This is a genomic window from Sporosarcina sp. 179-K 3D1 HS, from assembly GCF_047228905.1.
GTDB lineage: Bacteria > Bacillota > Bacilli > Bacillales_A > Planococcaceae > Sporosarcina.
This window is the reverse complement of sequence record NZ_JBFEGI010000014.1, coordinates 15,346-36,353: the sequence shown is the minus strand read 5'-3', so window position 1 is coordinate 36,353 and position 21,008 is coordinate 15,346. Positions and strand designations below refer to the sequence as shown.

Genomic DNA, 21,008 nt, shown 5'->3' with positions numbered 1-21,008 from the left:
TTTTTTTGTGCACAAACCTCTCGTTACCCACTTGAAAAGGGGAATTGATGGATCCATCAATTCCCCGAGTTCCGGATATTACACTTTTTCATTCCGTAGAACACATAACTGTATTCTCTAGAATTATTTTGATAAAGGCTTATTTCTTGTTTGATCATGTTCACTACATTTAAAGCCACTGGGGTAGCATAATACTTGTGTTCCATCTCTCTCAGATTGCGGCCAAGTGGATTGTAGTATTCGTCTATCCAATCTTCCTTTGGTAAAACAAATGAAAAGTCATAAGAATATTCCTGACCGATGATTTGATTCACTTTATTGGAAATGGAATCAATCTCCGGATACCCTTGCTCCCAAAATTCTTTACTTTCTCTGGAAGGATCTGCATGCAGCCAAGAAATCTCACTACATACTAGATAACCACCTTGTTTTAAAAAGGGTTTCCACTGTTTGAGTCCTTCTTGAAACCCTGCAATATAAATTGAACCTTCTGCCCAGATAAGGTCAAACGTTTCTGGAGAGAAGTCCATTTCCAACATGGAAGTATTTAAGACTGTTACTCTGGCTTCTAATCCTTTTTTATGAAGTTGTTCGATCAATGTATCCAAATACTGTTGATTATTATCAATGGCTGTGATGTGAGCGTTTGGAAAAACTTCAGCCAAAATCAATGTATGAATTCCATTTCCGCATCCTATATCTAATATATTTAAATTGGTATCCTTCCCTACACTTACCAACGACGCCGCTTTCTTCGTTGATGGTTCGCTGCCAGGGGCTAAACGTGCTAGCCCTTCAAAAGCTTCATAAAAATACTTTTCCATTAGTAGGCACTCTCCTTACATTCTTGTTTTATTAAAAGAAGGTACCTACCAGCTCTAAACATAAGGTAGACAAACAAAAACCTCCAAATGATGATGCCCTCATCTTTATATACTCTAATAAATTTGTCAAGACTGAACTCGTTAGAGTGAAGCTGTGCCTTTATCTTGCACAAGTATCTTGCGTATGGTATATCTTTGGCTTTTCCGGGCATTATACGGAGGATCATTTCATTCCGAAATAGCTCAGTGGTAGAGCATTCGGCTGTTAACCGATCGGTCGTAGGTTCGAGTCCTACTTTCGGAGTCTAAAAGGCCTCTTCTTTGAAGGGGCTTTCTGCAATGGAAGACTGGAGGGTTTTATGTTGAATACAGCTAACACATTATCTGTTTTCGCGTTAGGCGGTATTAATGAGATTGGAAAGAATATGTACGTGCTCGAATATGGAGACGACCTTTTGATCATCGATTGTGGTTCCAAATTTCCGGACGAAAGCCTATTAGGCGTGGATTTGATCATCCAAGATATTTCCTATTTACAGCAACATCAGGATAAAATCCGGGCGTTGCTTGTCACACATGGCCATGAAGATCATATCGGCGGGATCCCCTATTTATTGAAACAATTGAACATCCCTGTATATGCCACTAGGTTGACGCTCGGTTTGATTGACCTGAAGTTAAGGGAGCATGGATTGCTGAGGGATACGCAACGGATAGTGATCAATAGCGATTCCACCTTCCAATTCGGTGACATTAACGTCTCTTTCTTCAAAACAAGTCATAGCATCCCCGATTGCTTGGGGATTGTCTTCCAAACTCCGCAAGGAACGATCGTGCATACGGGCGATTTCAAGTTTGACCTGACTCCGGTCGGCGGAGATTATGCAGACCTTCACAAAATGGCCGAAATCGGCAAGAATGGCGTCTTATTACTTTTATCGGAAAGCACAAATGCCGAGCGTCCTGGTTTTTCGCTATCCGAACGGGTTGTCGGGGAGCATATTGAGGAAGCTTTCCGCAAAGCCGATCAAAAGATTTTCATCTCGACATTCGCTTCAAACGTTCACCGGATCCAGCAAATTATCGACGCTGCAATCAAAACGAACCGGAAGATCGGTTTGTTGGGCAGAAGTATGGTGAACGTCGTCTCTGTCGCTGAAGAATTGGGGTATTTGACGATACCTGAAGGGATCCTGATCGAAACGGATCAAATCAATGGGTTGGATCCTGAACGTGTCGTCGTCATCTGCACGGGGAGCCAAGGCGAGCCGATGGCGGCACTCTCCCGATTATCGACGGGAAACTTCCGGCAAGTTTCTGTCCTGCCCGGTGATACGGTCATCCTCGCATCTAGTCCGATCCCTGGGAATGAAAAAAGCGTTTCGCGCATCGTTGATAATCTTTTTCTGTTAGGGGCCAAAGTAATTTACGGTTCCGGAAGCACATCAGGCATGCACGTGTCCGGACATGGTTTCCAGGAAGAATTGAAATTGATGCTCACCTTGATGAAGCCGAAATATTTTATTCCTATCCACGGCGAATATCGAATGCTGCAACAACATCGGGCATTGGCTGAGTCTATCGGGGTTGAAGGGGATCATATTTTCATCCTCAACAATGGAGACGTCGTCGATATCGAGCAGTCCACAGCGCGCCAAACGAGAAGCGTGCAAGCCGGCCATGTCTTTGTCGATGGGCTCGGTGTCGGAGACGTCGGTAAAATGATATTACGCGATCGCAAACTGTTGGCGGAAGAGGGAATGCTGCTCATTATCCTGACGATGAGCAAAACAGACGGAAAGCTGCTGACAAGCCCCGACACGATTTCACGCGGATTTGTTTACGAGCGCGGGGCAGAGGAGCTTTATAAAGAACTGGATGAATTGGTCGTTACAATCGTTAAAAATTCAGCCCGACCGAACCGAAATCGAAGGAATGATCTCAAGCATTCAATCCGGAAATCCGTTGAAAAACTGCTATACGCCCGAACCAAAAAACGGCCGATGATTGTGCCGTTCATTATTGAAATATGAAAGGGAGCCACGAGAATTCGTGGTTTTTTATGTTCACTACCTTCAAAGCAACAGGGGGATCAGAATACATATGTTCTATTTTCTATTTCTTTCAGATTGCGGACAAGTGGATTGTAGTATTCGTCTAACCAATCTTTTTATCCAATAACGTATCCAAATACCGTTGATTATTATCAACTGCTTTAATGTGAGCATTTGGAACTATTTCAGCCAGAATCAAGGTATGAATTCCAGTTCCGCATCCTATATCTAATATATTTAGATTTCTACCTTTGCTTACATTTACCAACCATGCTGCTGCGCCAGTAAATCACTTTCCTTAAAAAGGCCTTTCATCAATTCACTGAATTGTTAAGAGGCCTTTTTCTAGTCCAAGATATTCGCTGTGGGAAATGTTGGACTAGAGCAACAACTAATTTCAAAAATAGTCGTAATGTACCAAGTGATAACTCGTATGTTTCTTCGTTTTTATTTGCAATTTTGTAGTATGTATTAACTGTATTACGTAATTTGTGCTGTTTTGGAAAATATTGTTTTGTATTTATTAATATTTTTAGTATTGTATTTCATGGGCAAAAGAATGATAAAAAATTAAGGAGGAAGTGTATTTGCCAAATATGAAAAAGAATCTTATGTATCCATTTTTAATTTTATTATTAAGTTTTGTACTGGGAGCTTGCTCAGAACAGACAAAGGAAGCCACTATATCACAAAATGAAGAAGGAACTGACACGGTAGAAGAAGTAGAAGAAGCAACAGAGTCAAATGTTACCCCCACTCCCCAATGGTCTTATGAAGAAGAAACAGGACCTGAACATTGGGGTGAATTGGATCCCTCCTATTCAGTCTGCATTAAAGGAAATGAGCAATCACCGATTAATATCGAAACCTCTCAGGTGAAAACAAGCGAGAAACTAGAAAGCCTTGACATTCAATATGAGCCGACAGACTTTTCAATAGTCCATAACGGTCATGCCATACAGGCTAACCCTGCGATACAAAACAATAGCATTGTGGTGGAAGGAAAAGAATACAAACTTGCTCAATTCCATTTCCATACACCAAGCGAGCATCAATTCAATGGCGAAAATTTGGATATGGAGCTGCATTTGGTACACCAAGATGGAAACGGTGAGCTTGCCGTCCTTGGCATAATGATCCAAGAAGGAGAAGAAAACGAAGCATTGGCATCCATTTGGGGTGCGTTACCAAAGAGTGAAACAGAAGAAGAGGTTACCATAGAAGAACCTGTGGATTTACAAGCTTTACTCCCTGCAGATCAAACATCTTACTTTTATGAAGGCTCATTAACGACACCACCTTGTTCAGAAGAAGTACAATGGATTGTTTTCGAAAATCCAATTGAAATGTCAAAAGAACAAATTCAAGCATATCGGCAAATTTTCCCTGGTAACCAGCGTCCTGTTCAGGGTTTAAATGAACGGGAAATTATTAAGGAATAAGTTAAGATAGACTGTGTAGATTAAGGCATCGAGCACATAAATAAAAGATGGCCCTTCATCTCTGAAATTGGTTAAAGGCCATTTTTATCCTCAATCGGTTCTTCTCTTAAAAAAGAGTTGAAAGATGAAATACGGAACATTGAGGTTCCACCCGTTTGTGCCTATGAAAGAGTTTCTGCAAAAAGTCGGGTCCCCCCATGTCATTTGGAAGATTTTTAGACTGTCCTCATACTGGATATAAAAAACGACAACTCCACAAAAAGAGTTGTCGTTTTTATCTAACGGTTGAATTACATCATGCTCCCCTTTCTACTGCTGTATCACTTAATTCCACACGCCTCTGCTAACACTTCTATTAAATGAAGTCCCTGCATTTTATTCTTAACTCCGCTACGTTCAATTCCTAAACGCATCTGTAATAAACATCCCGGATTGGTCGTAACAAGTGTACTTGCTTCAGTGTTTAATACATGTACCATTTTCTCATCTAAAATTTCCATCGACTCTTCAAAATGCAGTAAGTTATATATCCCACCAGAGGCACAACATAAATGACTGTTTTTCATCTCTATAAACATTGCACCCGGAATTGAATTTAATAATTTTCTAGGAGGATCAACAACTCCTTGAACATTCCTTAAATGGCATGAATCCTGATAAGTGATAACACCTTGCCATTCTTTTTCGAATGGAATGTTATCAATTTCAACTAATACTTCAGTAATATCTCTTGATCTATCAACGAATTGGTCCGCACGATGTTTCCAGTCAGGTTCATCGGCAAGTAATTTATCATATTCATGCAACATGGCTCCACAGCCGCCTGCATTGTTAATCAAATAAGTGACGCCAAGTTCCTCAAATGCTTCAATATTCTGTTTCGCCATTTTTTTTGTGGCCTCTATTTCACCTTTATGGCTATGGAGGGCACCGCAGCATGTGATGTTTTGGGGTATGACGACTTCTATTCCGCACTTTTGCAGCAGTTCAATCGATTGACGATTGATTTTCGACATAACTGCATCCATTATACATCCTGGAAAAAAAGCGACCGTCATCTTTTTTTCTCCAACCGCTTTATATAACTCACCAAATTTATAACGTTTATACGGTGCTTCTACTTTAGGCAGAGCCCTTTCAAATTCCCCCATGGGTTTTGAGACCATATCTATTATTTTAGTTTTTTCTGCTATTTTGCTCAACCCTGTTGATTGATATAACCACACAAAGCTCCCTACTGTTCGTAAGCGATTTTTTTTAGGGAATAAGTTTTTGAGCATAGTTTGTAACAATTTATCTGACACAGTGGATGATGACTTTGTGGCTTTTTTCTTTTCAGCAATTACATTCAATGCGGATTCATAAATTTCACCATACGGAACATTAACTGGACAAGCAACTTCACATGCACGGCAGCCTAGACAAAGATCAATTGGTTGTTTTAAGTCTTCGAGTATATCTATCTTGCCTTCAGCTGCCATCTTCACTAAATTAATACGTCCTCTTGGGGACTGCGCTTCATTGCCCATCGTTAGATAAGTAGGACATACTGGTAAGCAATAACCACATTGGACACACATATTTGCAGCGTCATAAGATAATTCATACAACTTTTCCTCGTATTTCTTATCATTCCCATCGATTTTCAAGTTATATTAATACCACCTTTGTTTGTCCCTCCTGGGGGAAGATTTTCCCCGGATTTAAAATGTTATTTGGATCCCAAGCTTCTTTTATTTTCCTCATCATCATCAAACCGTCTTCTCCTAACTCTGAAGCCATATACGGTGCTTTTAATAGACCAATCCCGTGTTCTCCTGACAATGTTCCGCCTAACTCAATTGCCGCTTCAAATATTTCACTGACTGCATCCTCTACACGTTTCATTTCCTCTATATTACGTTTGTCTGTTAAAATATTCGGATGCAGATTCCCATCACCTGCATGTCCGAATACAACTAAATTCAATTTATACTTATCTCTGATTTCATTCAGCTTTTCCATCATTTCAGGAATTTTGCTTCTGGGGACAGTGGCATCCTCAGATATTTTCGTTGGCCCTAATTGTGTTATTGCAGGAGAAACCATTCGTCTGCTTTTCCAAATCTGCTCTCGTTCTATTTCGTTTTGAGCCACCTTTACATTTATGGCATTAAATTGTTTGCATACTTCGGCACATTTATTAATTTCCTTCTGTATTGCAGAACTATGGCCATCTACTTCAATAATTATGATTGCCTCTGCTTCAGTCGGCAAACCGCTTGGTATATAATTTTCCACTGCTACTATACACGCATTGTCCATTAATTCCATGGCGCTTGGTAATATTCCTGAAGCCAGGATACTCGTAATTGCTTTTCCGGAATTAATTAAGGAATCGAAAGATGCCAAAAGAGTTTTTCGATCTTCCGGCTTAGGTATAAGCCGAATTATTGCTTCAGTTACAACACCTAAAGTCCCTTCAGAACCAACTATGAGGCGGGTCAAGTCATAACCCGTTACATTTTTAACTGTTTTCCCTCCAGTGCGAATGATTTCTCCAGTAGGGGTGACGACTTCCAATCCGATTACATATTCTTTGGTTGTTCCATATTTCAAACCTTTTGGTCCGCTCGAGTTTTCGGATATATTACCTCCAATCGTCGATACATGTGAGCTGCTTGGATCTGGTGGATAAAAAAGTCCGACACTTTCAGCTGCTTCATGAATTTCGCTCGTAATAACACTTGGTGATACAATAGCTAGTAAATTCTCTTGATCAATAACAAGTTTTTTTTCGAATTGCGACATATCTAGCATCACACCGCCATTTACCGCCAAAGAACCTCCACTTAAAGATGTAGCAGTACCACGCGGATATACCGGGAATCGATGTTCATTTGCCAATTTTATAATAAAAGAAACTTCCTCCTTGGTAGTTGTTTGTACGACAAGGTCAGGCAAGTATTCTCCAAATGACGCATCATAGCTATATGAATAACGTTCAGACAAGCTTTCCAATATTCTTTTCCGGGGTATTTCTTTTTCTATTAGACCTATTAATTCAGTTGCAGATAACTGGTTCATCAGACCACTCCTTGCAGAACATATATTTTGTTTTATTTATTCTATTAAAAAATAAACGATTGGATGTAATCTCAATTCCAATCGTTTTCTATTAATTTTTTAGCAACCATTTATTATTCAGCTTAATATCATGTATTAATGTCTCGATTTTTTGGAGTTCACTTTGCGCTTCTTGAATATTACAAATTTTAAAATCAATCGTATCTCCGGGTTTTTTCTGTGCAACATAAGGAATATCACTAGTTATGACGACACCGATTTTTGTATAGCCGCCGGAAGTGCCACAATCCGCCATGTGAATGATCGGAAAACCATTACCTGGCACTTGAATTGTCCCTGGTGATATAAAGTCGGAAATTATATCAGCGCCGTCTTTATGAATCAACTGTGTACCCTCTAAGCGGTATCCCATTCTATCTGAAGCATTCGATAAACTGTATGTACTGTTTGTAAAAAGTTCAATGGACTTATCCTCAAATCGATCTACATGCGGACCCGCTATAAATCTGATCCTGCGTTCTTTACCAAACTCCGGAATGTCGTCAGTCCGCAATCTTCTGCCTTGTAATCTGTCAATATTAAAATCTGGTTTATTCAAAGTCAATTTATCATCTCTCTTCAGGGCTCTTCCCATATATCCGCCATAGTTTCCCCGTGTAAACGTTGCGCGGCTTCCCATAACTTCTGGAACATTGATTCCACCTGCAAAAGAGATATACGTTCTGCAGCCGGAGATTTGTTTGCCAAAACTTAGTTCATCCCCTGCTTCGGCAAAAATAACTTTCCACATATCGATGCTATCGCCGTTCAACTTGGGAGATAAATCACCGCCGGTAATTGAGAATACAGTCTCCGATTCAAACTTAATGACAGGCCCTATCATTGTGATTTCAATTGCAGCTTCGTTTTCATTATTTCCTACCAAAATATTGCCTAAGCGAAAAGAAAGTGGGTCCATTGCACCTGATACTGAAACACCGTAAATTCGATAATCTCGTCTTCCAAGGTCTTGGACTGTCGTTAATAACCCGGGTTTTAAAATAGTTACATGTTCCACTCGCGATTCCACTCCTTCTGCCTCTCTTCGTTCCAGGATTGCACAAATTCTGCGCTGACAGGTTCTAATTTAACGTAATCCCCTGCATTTAATAATCCGGGAGGTAAATGATGAGGATTGAAAACTTCTAGAGGAGTCCAGCCAACTATATGCCATCCAGACGGTGCATCCATGGTGCAGATCCCTACTTGTTTATCGGCAATTTGAATGGTGCCTTTTTTTACATTCATCCGAGGATTGGCGCGCCGTTTGAAACGCAATTTTTCATCAATATTTCCGCAGTAAGGATATCCCGCTATAAACCCTATCATATACACATAATAGCTTTTGCTATGTATCATTTGAATGACTTCCGTCGTTGTCAAATCTGCTCTTTCAGCAATCTCATCAATATCTAAACCGTATTCGCCGTCAAAAGCTACTGGAATATGAACGGTCTTACTTTTTGTTTCTTCATTTTCAGATATGTCTTTCTCAAACTTTTTTAATTCTGCAAGAAGTTCATCGTACTGTATAATGACCGGATTATATACAATTGTTAAATTGTTATAGGCCGGCAACAGTTCGGTAACTCCTTTAATATCACTCTTTTTTATGACTTGTAAAAATGACTGTATTTTTCTACTTACCTCTATGCTGATAATATTTTCGAATTGCGCTACCATAGCACTATCACCCATAGGATAGTAAATGGGACATTGCTTTTTTTCGATGCTCATATTTCCACCTCGAAGGTTCAGTTGTAGTAGGTTATCGACTAATGTCCATATTCAATTTCTTATTCAATTAACCCAAATAAATTTTCCATTTCGTGCACTGAATTTTTATTTGTAATTCTTTGTATTTTTAGACGATTCATTAATACTTAGTATAAACTACTTTTTTAGTTGATATCTATGGACAATTTATATGAAAATACCTGGAATTTAGAATTTAAAACCGTGTACTATTCACAAAAACATTTTACATGGAGTCTGAAACCTAAATGGAACTCACGATTCAATGCTTTATAAAGTTGTATGAGAAGATAAAAAGAGACCAGCCCAATATCCTGCACGGCCGGCCTCCAGTTTATGCGTTATATTTTATAGCGACTAGCTTTTCTACCAGATATGCCTCCAATCCTTGATGTCCTCCTTCTTTGCCTATCCCGCTTTCCTTGAAACCGCCAAATGGACTTTGCACTACAAATGGAAGCGGGTCGTTTACGCCTACCATTCCATAGTCTAACGCTTCGGATACGCGAATGACCCGAGACATATTATCAGTATATAAATATGATGCTAAGCCGTATTTCTCATGATTAACCATTTTCATAAGTTCTTCTTCAGTCTGGAAGGTGATAATTGGAGCAACAGGACCAAATGATTCTTCAGTATATATGTTCATTTCAGGGCTAACATTTGTTAAAATAGTTGGATTGACAAAGTTTCCTTGCGCTTCCTCTTCGGAAAGTTCACTTTCATTTTCGATTTTCAGAGCACCTTTACTTACTGCATCTTCAATTTGTTCCTTAACCTTGGCGACTGCATTTTGATCAATTAAAGGACCAACATTTGTTTCCTCATCCAGACCGTTACCCACTTTTAAATCTCTAACTTTATTTACAAGTAACTCTGTGAAATTGGCCGCGATTGTATCTTGGACGTAAATACGATTTGTTGATGTGCACATTTGACCAGAACATCTGAATTTAGTTGATAATAAATCCCGGGCAGCCTGTTCGATATTGGCATCTTCGAATACAATAAATGGAGCGTGACCGCCTAATTCCATTGAAATATGTTTTACTGTTTTCGCTGATTTTTCCATAAGTAATTTCCCGACATTTGTAGATCCAGTAAAAGTAATCTTTTTCACCTTACTGCTATCCATTAATACTTCAGTAACCTCTGATGAATTTGCCATGACGACATTAAATACTCCTTTAGGCAAGCCGACTTCTTCAAATATCTTGGCAAGTTCAATTGTGGATTGGGGTGATTTACTCGATGGTTTGATGACAAGTGTACATCCTGCCGCGAGCGCTGGTCCTGCCTTGCGGGCAACCATGGATAATGGAAAGTTCCATGGAGTGATTGCTCCTACCACACCAATTGGCTGCTTAATAACTAGAATTCTTTTATCGTACGAATTTGAAGGTACCGTTTCCCCATATACACGCCTAGCTTCTTCGGCAAACCATCTGAAATATTCAATAGAGGATTGAACTTCGCCTCTCGCATCAATTATAGGTTTCCCCATTTCTTTAGTTATAACTTCAGCTAAAAATTCCTTCTTTTCTTCCATTTTTCTATAGACATCAATCAAATAATTCGCCCGATCTATTGCAGGCGTTTTTGACCAAGTCTTAAAAGCCTCATCAGCTGCATCAATCGCTTTCTGGACATGTTCTCCTGTTCCATTACTCACCTCATACGTACATTCTCCAGTTGCCGGACTGTAAACACGTAATTTATTATCAGTTTGAATCCATTCTCCATTAATATACATTTTATTAAGCTCCTTCTTCTATTCCCTAGTTCATTTTCAAATTATTAGTGTCTCTTTATAAAAAAACTTTCATATATAGATGCTGCACATACGGTGTCTAAAAAACCAACACCGACTGAATCCATTAAAGTAATTTCTTCATCGGTTTCCCGTCCGGCTTTCTCACCTACAACAATATCTGCAAGCTCACTATAGATATTTTCGAAGGACCATTCCCCTTTTTCGTCCGGGATAACAAGCCCGCCTGCTTCTCCTTTAGCCCCTTCTAACGTATCGACGACAACTTTGCTTGCTTTTTTTAGAGTTTCAACGTCATATTCTTGTTTGATCGGCTCACATGAACCTATTGCATTAATATGGGTTCCTGCTTTTATATATTTGCCTGAAAAAACCGGTGTATTTGCCGATGTACTTGAAACTAATATATCTGCTTTACTCACAGCTTCATTGACATCATCAACAATTTGGATGTCACCGCTCCAATCAGGATAATGATTCATTACTTTTTCTTTTAAGTCTAATGCTTTGTTTTTTGTCCGGTTATAAAGATATATTTTTTCAAGCTCTCTCACTTCCATAATGGCAAGTATTTGACCGTATGATTGAACCCCGCAACCGATAACGGATAGCGTTTTTGCATCTTCTCTTGCCATATGTTTCGTTGCAACCCCGCTAATGGCACCCGTTCTCAGCATCGTTAATGCAGATGCAGCTATATTGGCTACATGCTGGCCCGTTTTAGATTCTGAAAGGACAATCGTACTTTGAATTCTCGGAATGTAATATTTTTCATTTCCAGGAAATATGCTCGCAATTTTCACGGCAGAATAGTTAATCTCGGGAACATATGAAGGCATATATAGCGTATGGGCGCCGTCATCACCCTGATGTAAAATCGTTCTAAATGGGACGACAATTTCAGATCTCTTCGAAAGCATGAAAGCCCTTTCAACATCTTCTATACATTGCTTCATACTATAATTTTTCAGGACTTCTTCTTCACTAATAATTTTCATGAATCTCCCACCTTTAAAAATCTATTTTACTAAAACAGTGCTGAACCAAGGAACATAGACAAGTACGATTGTAGCTATAACTAAAGCGATTAAATACGGAACCGATCCTCTTGCTACTGTAATGACTTTTTCTTTAAAGTGCCCGCTTAGTACAAATAAGCTAATTCCAACTGGTGGTGTTACTTGTGAAATCATCATACAAGCAACTGTAATAACACCAAAATGTACTGGGTCATAACCTAATGCAACAACTGTAGGGAAAACAATCGGAATCGTAATATATAGTATTGGAAGAGCATCCAAAAACATCCCAAATACAATATACAATCCTAAAATACTTAATAAAATAATCCAACCTGGAACGCTTAACTCAGATACAAATTTAGTGATTTTAGCCGGCACTTGTATATACATTAATGCAGACGAGAACAATACGGCGCCACATAGCAGCAGATAAATCACCGTAGTAGTTTTAATTGAACTCACAAAACTGTTTATAATATTCTTCTTTTTAAAATCTTTGCGATTAAAAATGAAACTAATCAAAAGTACATAGACAACTGCAACGGCTGCAGCTTCGGTCGGTGTAAATATCCCTTTATAAATCCCGCCCAGTATGATGATCGGCATTAATAATGAAGGCAAACCATAGAAAAATGAACTAATAATTTCTTTCGTATTACTTCTTACTTGAATTTGCGGTCTATCTTTGTATGTAAGAATAACTGCAGTAACAATTAAGACAAAGGCAATAAACAGACCGGGTATGATTCCTGCCATGAACATCGTTCCGACATCTTGCTGTGTCATTGAAGCATACACAATCATATAGACGCTAGGCGGAATCATTTGTCCTAAAGTTCCTGAAGTCGCGACAATCCCCATACTTTGTTCTTTTGAATAACCAAGTTTCAGCATCTGCGGGATCACCATTGCACCAACCGCGACAACTGTCGCAGCAGATGACCCTGACAGTGCTCCAAAGATTACGCAAGACAATACGGCAGCAGCAGGCATCCCGCCGGGCAAATGACCCACTAAGTTTGTGATGAATTTCAACATTCTTTGAGCCATTCCCAAATCTGTCATTAAATTACCAGCCAATAAAAAGTACGGAATTGCCAACAAGATCCAGCTATCTGTAGCAATTAAATATTGTGATACAACAGTTTCGATTGGCAAACCCAAAAAGCCAAATAATATTGTTCCCCCACTTAAACTTAAACTGAGCCAAATCGGGGCTCCTATGATTAAAAAAGCTAAAAATATAACTAAACCTATTAATATAATCATGTGCAACACCTACCTTCTATCCATTACTAATCAATTTTATATTTCTCGTTATTTCTAATAGTGAATAAATTAATGCGATGATCATTCCAATGATAATCGCTAACGCGGGAATAAATAATAACATACCACCGGATAAAGTTTTCACTTTCATATCTAGTAAAGAAGATGACCATTTATATCCACCATAGATTAGAAAGGCAAATGTTAGAGCAAGGATTACGTTTATTAGTAAATCAATATATAACAAGACTTTCCCTTTCAGTATTTCGTGTAATGCGCTCATTTTGATATGCTCATTTTGTCTAATTAGGGGACCCATATAAAAAAACACTCCATATACAATCGTGTAAATCGAAATTTCCGTTAAAATTTCATATGAAATCCCTAACACATAACGTAATATAACACTTACAAAAGCTAGTAAAACACTGCATCCTATCATAGCAATAGCGAAGTATTCCAATAATTTGTCTAAAGTATTAATTGTTTTTTCAAACCCGCTAACCTTTTCCATATTTTTAACTCCTCTTAGGAAATACAACCCTTGTATTATTTCCAAATAAGATATAGAAAGAGTATACCGGGAAGCCCGATGTACTCTTCTAGTCAAACTGTCTATTTATTTCATTTCTTCTTTAATTCTATCTGCTTCCTCTATTAATTCTGCAGCACGCGGTTCATCTTTTAGGTATTTATCGTACATCCCTTTTGTTGCTTCTTTCCAAGCTTCAATTTCTTCATCAGTTGGATAGTATGTTTCTACACCTTGCTCTGCTTTAAGCTTTTCGAAAACGTCTGCCCCTTTTTCTCTTACTAATTGATCTGCAAATTCTTCTAGATCCCTGCCAGTTTCAACTAAAATTTCTTGCAGGTCTTCAGGCAATGAATTGAACTTGTCCATTGAAATCATTACTGGCATAACATAGCTAATTAGCGGATAAAGCGATTGCGTTTTGATCGGTAATTTATTGTCATATACATATATCGGCACAATAACCATGCCATCTACAACACCTTGCTGTAGTGCTGTTGGTAATTCAGGTCCTGGAATTGATGTACCACTTGCGCCAACCATTTTTAAAGTCTCAGAAGCAATCGGTCCGCCTGGAACTCTAATTTTCAAACCTTTAGCGCTTCCCGGATCCGTGATTAGATTCTTTTCAGCTCCAGTCCAAACAGTACCGTACATATCGGTCGAGCTCATGGATAGTACTTTAACACCCTTCTCTTCCATAAGTTTAGCGACTTTTCTTCCGCCATTTTCACTTTCAATAAATGCTTTTTTGTTGTCTAAATATACATCATTATCATTCGGGTCGTAGTTAAATAGAAACGGTAAATCAAAGAAGTGCCAAATTGGATCAAAACTGCCGGCAATTGCTGAGCTCGAATGAACCATGTCTACTTGACCTTGTAGCATCGCAGGAATTTCTTGGTCACTAGGCATTAACTGTCCATCTGAATAAGCTTCAATTTTCAATCGACCATTACTGCGCTCTTGAATCTCAGCATCAAACCATTCGACATATTGATGGTGCAAAGAAGCCTGCGGGTGTGAATGGACTAATCTTAAAACGTACTCCTCGCCAGATTTTCCACTGGCCGTTCCACCATTACCAGAGGTTGCAGTCACTTCTTCTTTCTGCCCGCCATCACCGCATGCCGTTAACACCAATAACAAAATTGCCATGAACAATACACTTAAACTCTTCCTCAAAACAATCCCCCCATAAATTTCTGATTGAAAGCGTTTACCTAAAAATTTTAACTATTTGGTTATTTCTAAGTTTAGTCTAATTCTTTTCAAGTCAGAATTCCATTCGCAAAACACACAAAATTTCGTTCCTTATAACACGTAAAGTTGTACGTTTTATACAATTGATCAATTCTATAATGGCTTCCTTACAAAGAAATAACGGATAAAAATGATTGGTACTTCAAGCAAACGCTCCACATTACCGATTTTGGTATCATTCAACTGTCACTATTAATAAGTTGCTTTTTTATATAAATGTACAAAACAATACAATGGTTAAAGTTGTTTATATCAATATTCGTTAGTTCCTTAATTTGGTTCATTCTGTAAATCAACGTATTTCGATGTAGATGTAAACTGCGTGCTGCATCACTTAGGTTAAACTTGCTTTCACAATAAATAATAAAAGTCTGCGACAAAACTTTGAAATTATTGTGATTCAAAAATGAATTAAAAGCCGAAGCAATAGGCTTATTTTTTTGTTGCGGAAGTGAATTGATGATGATATTCAGCTTATTTGAAAAATCGTTGTAATTATATAGGAATTGATCTGGATATAATTTTTCATTAGACTTCAAAGCTATAAGTGCGTTGTTATATGATTTTTGTATCCCTTCAATTCCGCTGCCGGTATTTCCTATAGCAATTTTCGCTGTCACATTATATTTCTTCAGCAAAATTTGATTTAGCTTTTCTGCATCTCGTTCGATATCATGAAATATTCTCTCCGCATTTTGATCTGCAGCTTTGAGTATACAAAATTGTTCAAATGTAAGCCGTCCAGTAATATCATGGGGACTTACATTTAACACTTCATTAATCGTTTCATAAAATTGATCATGAATTTGCAGGGAGGCATTCCTTTTATCATTGTCTTCCGGGCTAATTTGAATAATAATACATATTCTCTCCTTATCAACATTAAACCCCATCATATTTCCATAGCGTGTAATCTGTTCTGCATTATACTGAGATTCTTCGAAATTTAATATATAGTGAATGAGTGTATCCACAGCATTTGATTGTAATGATTTCATTTCTTTCATTAACGTCTCATGACAAATCATTTCAATATGGTTTTTAACGAGACGAATATAGTTTGATGTTTCACTATCTTGTCCGGTTTTTCCGAGTATTCCAACCGCTCCTAGAACTTGTCCATTTACAATAATGGGACTTGCAACACCCGGAAAAATATCCGGGTAATTTTTAACCGCGTTTTCATCAAAGAATGTTAATCTCCTCGTTTTAATTACCTCTGCTAATAGATAGTCGTAAATTCCAATACGACTCTTGTCATTAACGCCGATTAAATAGCCGTTTTCATCGGAAATACTTACTGGGAATCCAATTATTTTAGTCGTGTCTTCTGATATTTTTTGTGCAATTTGTTTTAGTACCATCCTATTTCTCCTGTCTATTGCCATATATAGTAACTTTGTTACAAGCATTGTTCCCTATGTAATAAGTAAACTTCTATTAATCAAAGAGTTAATAATTTAATATTTATGGAAGTATATCAGTTTAAGATAAATAATTAGCCTGCATAAAAGGGAGCCGTTTACTTTTACGTATACAGCACTCTTAAATTTCCGGCATTCCACTGGAATGCTTGGGTTCAAGTATATATGACAAAACAATTTAAATAAATACTTCTTTCGCACTTTTTGTATATGTTGCACTATAAACTAAAAATAAGAGACTGAATCTTCGTTCAATATGGTAATAGATTTTATCTAATTAGTTGAAATATACTTTAGATATGGACCTCTATAAGGGAGAACTTCATAACTTATAGGGTTTACGTAACTAAATAATGAAAGTGACTCTAAATATTGAGGAGAGATAAAAATGACAAACAACTATGATCTAATCATTGTCGGAGGGGGGATTATGGCAACGAGCTTAGCTTACAATTTGTATAAAGACGGCTATACCGGTAAAATTGCTCTTTTTGAAAAAGATAGCAAATATGAATATTCATCTACGCCTAGAAGTGAGGGTGGAATTCGTCAAACATTTAGTACGGAAGTTAACATACGGATGAGTCAATATAGTTACCAAGTATACAAACAATTTGAAGAAGAGATGGCAGTTGATGGTGAAAAGGCACATATAGATTTTCATGAAAACGGTTACCTTTACCTACTTGACAAAAAATCCAAACCCATTTTTGATGATATTTTAAAAGTACAATCCTCACTAGGTGTTAAGACTAAACTTATGGACCAAATGGAAACTCAATCTTTTTTTCCTGAGTTAAATGTTGAAGACCTAGAGGGGTCAGTGTTTGATCCGGAAGCGGGTAATGCCGATCCTTACTCCGTATTACAGGCCTATATCAGAAAAACTAAAATACTCGGCGCAACGTTTCACTACGAAGAGATTACTTCCATTTTGACGGAACGCGGTAAAGTAACCGGTGTTCAAACTATCAATGGTGATAAGTATCTTGCACCGGTTGTTGTAAATGCTGCAGGGCCATGGTCTGGTGAGCTAAGTGCAAAAATAGGAATAGAAATCCCCGTAAAACCATTAAAGCGCCAATTGTTTTCAATTGACACCCAGCAGAAATTCCAAAACGAGATTCCATTTACATTCGATCCGACAGGCCTCCATTTCAGAGGCGAACGATCAAAAATAGTCGTCGGCTGGGCCAATGAAGTTCCATATGGCTACGACTTTAAACTTGACAAGCAGTTTTTTGAAGAAGAGATATGGCCTATATTAGCCGGACGTTCCTCTCACTTTGAACAACTGAAGTTAGAAAGCGGCTGGACCGGTTTATATGATTATAACTATGCCGACCATAATGCGATCATAAGCGGGCACCCCGAAATGGGCGGATATTATATTATAACGGGCTTTAGCGGTCATGGATTCCAACATGCACCTGCTGCTGGAAAAGCGTTATCTGAATTAATCCGCTTAGGAAGATTTGAAACAATAGATATATCTCCCCTTTCAGTAGAACGATTTAAAACAAATAATTTAGTGGTTGAAACGGCAGTCTATTAAAAATACAAAGGGTGAATAAAATGGAGAAAACAGGCGGACAATTAGTAGTTGATGTATTGGAAAAAGAAGGGGTAACCAAAATTTTCGGCGTGCCGGGGGAAAGTTATTTAAATGTTCTTGATGCAATTTATGAACATCCCCAAATTGAGTATATTTCCGCCCGTCAAGAGGGCGGTGCTTCTTTTATGGCTGAAGGTTACGCAAAGGCTTCCGGCCAAGTTGGAGTATGTATGGCCACAAGAGGGCCGGGTGCAACGAATTTGTCAATTGGCATTCATACAGCCCATCAAGATTCAACCCCTCTTGTAGCATTAATTGGACAAGTAGAACGGGAGTTCAGAGACCGTGAAGCATTTCAAGAGGTTGATTTTGTAGGATTTTTCAGCCATTTATGTAAATGGACAGTAGAAATCAACCATGCCGACCGGGTTCCAGAATTATTACACCGCGCTTTCCATATTGCCCGTTCTGGACGTCCTGGCCCAGTCCTTGTGTCGCTGCCCGAAGATATGCTTGACGATGTTGTTACTAAAATAACGCATCAGCCATTTAGGGCTAGCAAAATATCTCCAGAACAAGAGGCCGTGATGGAGGCCGCGAAATTAATTCAAGAAGCGGAACGCCCTATCATGATTGTCGGCGGCGGCGTCATATTATCGGACTCAACAAAGCAGCTGATTGCGCTATCAGAATTAACTCAAATCCCAGTTGCAACCGCATTCAGACGTTTCCATGCCTTCCCAAATTCCCATGATAATTATGTGGGTTCCTTAGGAATTGGCGCGCGTCCGGACTTAGTACAATATATCCAGAATAGCGACTTAGTAATTGCGTTAGGAACCAGATTTTCTCAAATGACGACATCTGATTATACATTGATTAATGAAAACTCTAAACTCATTCATGTTGATGTTAGTGAAGAAACGTTGGGGAAAGTTTATACGCCGACCTTGCCGATCGTATCAGATATAAAAAGCTTTCTAGAAGAAATTGTGAAAGAACCTATAGAAAATAATGATGAGACAAGAAGAGAGAATACAGAAAGACTACGTAAGCATTATGTAGAATTTTCGACGCCGGAATTAATTAAAAAAGATGATTACGTTGATATGAATAGCGTAATTTATCACATATCCAAACAATTACCGAAAGATGCGATCATTACAAGCGATGCAGGCAACTTCTTCTCATGGTTGTCCCGTTATTACCGTTATGACGAAGGCGGTAAATATTATGGCCCGACTTCAGGAGCTATGGGTTATGGAATGCCAGCTGCAATTGGCGCCAAACTTGCACACCCCGATAAAATTGTCGTTTCGTTTTCGGGGGATGGTGGTTATATGATGACAATGCAGGATTTTGAAACGGCTGTCAGATATAACATTCCGATCATTTCCATTGTAGTAAACAACAATATTTACGGAACCATTCGTACACATCAAGAGCGTAAATTTCCTGATCGAATGGTCGGTACTCAATTGTCTAATCCCAACTATAAAGAAATTGCAGAATCATTTGGTGGTTTCGGTGAAAGAGTTACGAATACAAATGAATTTATCCCGGCACTTAAAAGAGCTTTAGAATCTAATAAGCCCGCTTTAATCGAAGTGTTGACAGATCCGCGTATTTTATCTGCAAACCATGAACAAACGATTTAATGGGAAAGGTGATTACAATGAAATCTATTAACATAAGAACAGCAATACCTGGCCCTAAGTCGAAGGAACTGGCAAAAGAAAAAGAGCAAGCTGTAGCTAGGGGAATTTCAACCGCTTACCCTATCGTTACAGTAAAAGGTGAAGGAGCCGTTCTGACTGATATTGATGGGAATTCATATCTTGACCTAGCGTCAGGCATCTCTAGCCTCAATGTCGGGCACTCTCCAAAGCCTGTTGTTGATGCATTAAAGATTCAGCTGGATTCATTCATAAATCCCATTTTTAACGTCGCATTGCATAAACCATATATCGATTTGGCGAAAAAGCTGAATCAAATTATACCGGGCAGTTTTCAAAAAAAGTCTGTTTTCTTTAATAGCGGAGCAGAAGCAATTGAAAACGCAGTGAAAATTGCCCGTCGGTATACGGGGCGGAAAGGAATCATTTCATTTGATCGTTCCTTTCATGGCCGTACAATGTTAGCCATGACTTTAACAGGAAGAGTCAATTCTATCAAAAGGGGGTTTGGTCCGCTCGCCTCAGATATCCATCATGCCCCTTACCCGTATTACTATAAAGATGAACGTACGGATGAGCAGTTACTTGCTGAACTTAGACGGTTATTTCAAGTATCAGTTCCTCCGGAAGAAGTAGCCGCGATTGTGTTAGAGCCTGTCCAAGGTGACGGTGGCATCATAATCCCTTCCAAGAGATTCATCCAGGAAATACGGGCCATTTGTGATGAATTCGGCATCGTATTCATTGCGGATGAAATACAAACAGGATTCGGCCGTACGGGTAGAATGTTTGCTATGGAACATTTTGATTGCGCGGCTGATCTGACAGTGATGTCAAAATCCATTGCGGCGGGTCTCCCTTTAAGTGCCATTACAGGTAGAGAAGAAATTATTAATTTTCCCGACGTAAAAGAACTTGGTGGTACCCTTAGTGGAAATACGTTAGCATGCGTTGCAGCATTGGAAGTTATTCAAATGATAGAAAATGAGAACTTACTAAAACGTGCAAACGAAATAGGACATTTTATTAAAGAAAAGTTATCTTTCGATTCTAAGCATATTGGCGAGATTCGTCAGATTGGTGCCATGATTGGAATTGAAATTGTATTAGACAAACAGTCAAAAGCCTCTCATCGAAGTTTTGTAAATGACGTGGTAACTAAATGCTTTGAAAAGGGCGTCTTATTTATGAGAGCAGCAGATGGTGATGTGATCCGACTGTTACCGCCACTCGTTATTACAGATGAACAATTACATGAAGCGATGTCTGTTATCGCAGATACCATTAAAGAACTTGAACGTATATAAATACCA

16 protein-coding genes, 1 tRNA gene and 1 pseudogene are annotated in these 21,008 nt (G+C 38.6%); 6 read left to right on the top strand and 12 right to left on the bottom strand.

Annotated elements, in window-relative coordinates; all coding sequences use genetic code 11:
* Positions 1 to 56 precede the first annotated feature (56 nt).
* A complete protein-coding gene (locus AB1K83_RS15630) occupies positions 57 to 824 on the bottom strand; it encodes a class I SAM-dependent methyltransferase (protein WP_413059150.1) in 768 nt (255 codons plus the stop codon).
* A 232-nt stretch (positions 825 to 1,056) separates the two neighbouring features.
* Between AB1K83_RS15630 and AB1K83_RS15625 the strand changes: the two genes are divergently transcribed.
* Positions 1,057 to 1,128, top strand: a tRNA-Asn gene (locus AB1K83_RS15625).
* Positions 1,129 to 1,183: 55 nt separating this feature from the next.
* Positions 1,184 to 2,857 (top strand): ribonuclease J, encoded by a 1,674-nt coding sequence (locus AB1K83_RS15620; RefSeq protein ID WP_413059149.1) that lies wholly within the window; start codon positions 1,184 to 1,186, stop codon positions 2,855 to 2,857.
* 124 nt (positions 2,858 to 2,981) lie between these two features.
* Here AB1K83_RS15620 and AB1K83_RS15615 read toward each other — a convergent pair.
* Positions 2,982 to 3,149, bottom strand: a pseudogene (locus tag AB1K83_RS15615) (methyltransferase domain-containing protein); the annotation flags it as partial.
* Positions 3,150 to 3,474: 325 nt separating this feature from the next.
* Between AB1K83_RS15615 and AB1K83_RS15610 the strand changes: the two are divergent.
* A complete protein-coding gene (locus tag AB1K83_RS15610) occupies positions 3,475 to 4,320 on the top strand; it encodes a carbonic anhydrase (protein ID WP_413059211.1) in 846 nt (281 codons plus the stop codon).
* Between the two features lie 320 nt (positions 4,321 to 4,640).
* Here the strand turns inward: AB1K83_RS15610 and AB1K83_RS15605 are convergent, their stop codons facing one another.
* The 10 genes from AB1K83_RS15605 to AB1K83_RS15560 form a co-directional block, all read right to left on the bottom strand.
* Positions 4,641 to 5,969, bottom strand: a complete 1,329-nt coding sequence (locus AB1K83_RS15605; protein ID WP_413059148.1) for a (Fe-S)-binding protein — start codon at positions 5,967 to 5,969, stop codon at positions 4,641 to 4,643.
* A gap of 1 nt (position 5,970) precedes the next feature.
* Complete coding sequence (locus AB1K83_RS15600) at positions 5,971 to 7,386, bottom strand: FAD-binding oxidoreductase (RefSeq protein WP_413059147.1); 1,416 nt, start codon at positions 7,384 to 7,386, stop codon at positions 5,971 to 5,973.
* Between the two features lie 91 nt (positions 7,387 to 7,477).
* The gene (locus AB1K83_RS15595) at positions 7,478 to 8,443 is read right to left on the bottom strand and encodes a biotin-dependent carboxyltransferase family protein (RefSeq protein ID WP_413059146.1); all 966 of its coding nucleotides are present in this window, start codon (positions 8,441 to 8,443) and stop codon (positions 7,478 to 7,480) included.
* Positions 8,431 to 9,162, bottom strand: a complete 732-nt coding sequence (pxpB, locus tag AB1K83_RS15590; RefSeq protein ID WP_413059145.1) for a 5-oxoprolinase subunit PxpB — start codon at positions 9,160 to 9,162, stop codon at positions 8,431 to 8,433. Before pxpB ends, AB1K83_RS15595 begins: the two co-directional genes overlap by 13 nt.
* A 352-nt stretch (positions 9,163 to 9,514) precedes the next feature.
* Entirely contained in the window at positions 9,515 to 10,936 is a 1,422-nt protein-coding gene (locus tag AB1K83_RS15585) for an NAD-dependent succinate-semialdehyde dehydrogenase (protein WP_413059144.1), read from the bottom strand.
* A gap of 44 nt (positions 10,937 to 10,980) precedes the next feature.
* Positions 10,981 to 11,952 (bottom strand): ornithine cyclodeaminase family protein, encoded by a 972-nt coding sequence (locus AB1K83_RS15580; RefSeq protein WP_413059143.1) that lies wholly within the window; start codon positions 11,950 to 11,952, stop codon positions 10,981 to 10,983.
* 21 nt (positions 11,953 to 11,973) lie between these two features.
* Positions 11,974 to 13,245 carry a TRAP transporter large permease gene (locus AB1K83_RS15575; protein WP_413059142.1) on the bottom strand — a complete coding sequence of 424 codons (1,272 nt, stop codon included), beginning with the start codon at positions 13,243 to 13,245 and terminating at the stop codon, positions 11,974 to 11,976.
* A gap of 16 nt (positions 13,246 to 13,261) precedes the next feature.
* Positions 13,262 to 13,759 carry a TRAP transporter small permease gene (locus AB1K83_RS15570; RefSeq protein ID WP_413059141.1) on the bottom strand — a complete coding sequence of 166 codons (498 nt, stop codon included), beginning with the start codon at positions 13,757 to 13,759 and terminating at the stop codon, positions 13,262 to 13,264.
* A 105-nt stretch (positions 13,760 to 13,864) separates the two neighbouring features.
* The gene (locus AB1K83_RS15565; protein ID WP_413059140.1) at positions 13,865 to 14,962 is read right to left on the bottom strand and encodes a TRAP transporter substrate-binding protein; all 1,098 of its coding nucleotides are present in this window, start codon (positions 14,960 to 14,962) and stop codon (positions 13,865 to 13,867) included.
* Between the two features lie 257 nt (positions 14,963 to 15,219).
* Positions 15,220 to 16,404 carry a sugar diacid recognition domain-containing protein gene (locus tag AB1K83_RS15560; RefSeq protein WP_413059139.1) on the bottom strand — a complete coding sequence of 395 codons (1,185 nt, stop codon included), beginning with the start codon at positions 16,402 to 16,404 and terminating at the stop codon, positions 15,220 to 15,222.
* Positions 16,405 to 16,852: 448 nt separating this feature from the next.
* Here AB1K83_RS15560 and AB1K83_RS15555 point away from each other — a divergent pair, with 448 nt between their 5' ends.
* From AB1K83_RS15555 to AB1K83_RS15545, 3 genes are read left to right on the top strand one after another with little or no spacing between them, the layout of a single operon-like run.
* On the top strand, positions 16,853 to 18,019 hold the full coding sequence (locus AB1K83_RS15555) for an NAD(P)/FAD-dependent oxidoreductase (RefSeq protein WP_413059138.1): 1,167 nt from the start codon (positions 16,853 to 16,855) through the stop codon (positions 18,017 to 18,019).
* A gap of 20 nt (positions 18,020 to 18,039) precedes the next feature.
* Entirely contained in the window at positions 18,040 to 19,677 is a 1,638-nt protein-coding gene (locus AB1K83_RS15550) for a thiamine pyrophosphate-dependent enzyme (protein ID WP_413059137.1), read from the top strand.
* A gap of 17 nt (positions 19,678 to 19,694) precedes the next feature.
* Positions 19,695 to 21,002 carry an aspartate aminotransferase family protein gene (locus tag AB1K83_RS15545; RefSeq protein ID WP_413059136.1) on the top strand — a complete coding sequence of 436 codons (1,308 nt, stop codon included), beginning with the start codon at positions 19,695 to 19,697 and terminating at the stop codon, positions 21,000 to 21,002.
* Positions 21,003 to 21,008 lie beyond the last annotated feature (6 nt).